This is a genomic window from Synechococcus sp. W55.2 (genome assembly GCF_047461635.1).
Classification (GTDB): Bacteria; Cyanobacteriota; Cyanobacteriia; order Thermostichales; family Thermostichaceae; genus Thermostichus.
The window spans coordinates 1-2,328 of sequence record NZ_JANSHM010000115.1; the positions used below are offsets into that span (position 1 = coordinate 1).

Sequence of the window (2,328 nt, forward strand, 5' to 3'; positions counted from 1 at the left end):
GAATGTGATTGCGCTCTTGGGGGCTGCCGTAAACCAGCCTAGAGGTTCGGGCCTGTTTTGTTCTCTGGTAGGGCAGAACAGGCTCAGGGCTACTGAAAGCCCGCGCTACACTGCTAAGGCGGTGTAGGGTCGGGTAGTTTACTGCCAGCTTTTTGCGCTTCTTGTACAGGAAAGCGGGATTCTTAGCGCAGGAAGTTGGCGGGCCGACTCAGTTGGATCCCTTGCGAGAGCTGGGGTTGAACTTGTGGGGGATCCTCACTTGGCCAATTTCCTTGGGGCTGGTCGTCTTCTCCTGCTGGGTGCTGTATCGATTTGGCCCCAGCTTGCGCCGACCCCAAATGCCGATTTGGCCGGGAGCCATCGTGGCCAGCCTACTGTGGGTTGGGGTGTCTTGGGGGCTGCGGATTTACGTGGAGCACTTTGGGCAGTTCAACCAAGTCTACGGGGCGGTGGGGGCAGTTATTGTGCTGCTGCTCTGGGTTTGGCTCACTTCCTTGGCGCTGCTGTTTGGGGATCAAATCAACATCGCCCTCTACCAGGCGCGAAAATGGATTGCAGAACGGGATCCCTAGCCCCACCCCAAATCCGAGTTATGGATGCAGACGGAAATTCTTTCGCCCACTCCTGAGCACATTGCCGTAGCGGCTGCGGCCTTGCTGCAGGGCCAGTTGGTGGCCATCCCCACGGAGACGGTTTACGGCCTGGCGGGCAATGGCTTGGATGAGCAGGCAGTGGCAAACATTTTTGCCGCCAAGGAGCGCCCCCGCTTCGATCCCCTGATCCTGCATCTGCCGGCTGGGGTGACCCTAGAGCAGCTGCAGGGGTGGCTGGTGGATGTGTCGGCTTTTACTCCCACCGCCCGTGCTCTGCTGGGATCCCTGATCGACACCTTCTGGCCGGGGCCCCTAACCTTGGTGCTGCCCAAGTGTCCCACCGTGCCGGATCTGGTGAGCAGCGGGTTGCCTACTGTTGCCCTGCGGGTGCCTGCTCACCCGGTGGCTCAAGCTTTGTTGCAGGCGGTGCAAACCCCTCTGGCTGCCCCCAGTGCCAATCGCTTTGGCCGCATCAGCCCCACCTCAGCCCAGGCCGTCTATGCAGAGTTGGGAGGGCGGATCCCTTACATCTTGGATGGGGGAGAGTGTGCTGTGGGCCTGGAGTCCACCGTGCTAAAGCTCAGCCCCGAAGGGATCCCAACGCTGCTGCGCCCAGGAGGGATCCCACTGGAAGCCCTAGAGGCCCACCTGGGGTTGCCCATCCGGTTGCCCCCAGAACAGGCCCCCAAGGATGGCACAACGGGCCCGCCAGAAGCGCCGGGACGACTGAGCAGCCACTATGCCCCCAGTAAGCCCCTCCGGCTTTTGCCCACCCCTTTTGCCCAGCTTCAGCCCGGCGATTGGCAACAGGTGCAGCACCTGACAACCGGTCATTCCCACCTGGGCATCCTCAGCTTTGCCACGGATCCGCAGGCTCTGCTGAACACCCTCTCCCGCCATTGGCCGGGGATCACTTTCAGTTTGGAGTGTTTGGGTTCGGATCCCAAGGCAGCCGCCCGCGCCCTCTTTGCCAGCCTGCGCCGCCTGGATGAGGGAGATGCTACGCTCCTGCTGGCAGAGCCCCCACCCATCTCGACGGGGTTGGGCTATGCGATGATGGATCGGCTACGCCGGGCCAGCAGCCTATGGAACTCTCCCCCCTCGTTGCCATCGTAATGGGCAGCGATTCCGATTTGCCCACCCTTGCACCTGCCGCCCAGGTGTGTGAGGAGTTTGGGATCCCTTACCAATTGCAGATCCTCAGCGCCCATCGCACTCCCGAGGCGATGGTAGAGTTTGCCCGCTGCGCCCATACCCAAGGGATCCGCGTCATCATTGCCGGGGCAGGGGGAGCAGCCCATTTGCCGGGGATGGTGGCCTCTCTCACCCCCCTGCCGGTGATCGGGGTGCCGGTGCTCAGCCCATCCCTGCAGGGGATCGACTCCCTGTACTCAATTGTGCAAATGCCCAAAGGGATCCCGGTGGCCACGGTGGCCATTGGCAACGGCTACAACGCGGGTCTGTTGGCGGTGCAGATCCTAGCCAGTGGGGATCCCGATCTGCTCCGGCGGGTGATCGCCTATCGGGAAAGCCTAAAACAGGCGGTGCAGGAGAAAAACGACCAGTTGCAAACCCAAGGGTGGAAAGCCTACCTCGACTCTATAAAGCATAAGAGCATAATTTAAGGAGCGTTGATCTATCTTGCCGCTTGCAAAGGGTCAGCTAGAAATCGCAGGAGCCCCGCACTGTACCCGTAGGGTCGGTGTCGGGAGGAATGCGCTTTGATGAAGTACAA

The 2,328-nt window shown here is 61.3% G+C and carries 3 protein-coding genes and 1 pseudogene; all 4 read left to right on the forward strand.

The genetic code is table 11. From position 1 onward, the window contains the following. Positions 1-127 (forward strand): annotated as a pseudogene (locus tag NW828_RS13740) (RNA-guided endonuclease TnpB family protein); the annotation flags it as partial. A gap of 34 nt (positions 128-161) precedes the next feature. Continuing rightward, positions 162-572, forward strand: coding sequence for a YihY/virulence factor BrkB family protein (locus NW828_RS13745; RefSeq protein ID WP_414384461.1), 411 nt, complete (start codon positions 162-164; stop codon positions 570-572). Between the two features lie 24 nt (positions 573-596). Next, positions 597-1,709, forward strand: coding sequence for an L-threonylcarbamoyladenylate synthase (locus tag NW828_RS13750; protein ID WP_414384462.1), 1,113 nt, complete (start codon positions 597-599; stop codon positions 1,707-1,709). Beyond that, positions 1,679-2,218, forward strand: coding sequence for a 5-(carboxyamino)imidazole ribonucleotide mutase (gene purE / locus NW828_RS13755; RefSeq protein WP_414384463.1), 540 nt, complete (start codon positions 1,679-1,681; stop codon positions 2,216-2,218). Before NW828_RS13750 ends, purE begins: the two co-directional genes overlap by 31 nt. Positions 2,219-2,328: the final 110 nt, after the last annotated feature.

What these genes read in the sequence shown, in the direction of transcription:
- NW828_RS13750 (WP_414384462.1), top strand. Translation starts at nt 597, where the DNA reads ATGCAGACGGAAATTCTTTCGCCCACTCCTGAGCACATTGCCGTAGCG.
- purE (WP_414384463.1), top strand. Translation starts at nt 1,679, where the DNA reads ATGGAACTCTCCCCCCTCGTTGCCATCGTAATGGGCAGCGATTCCGAT.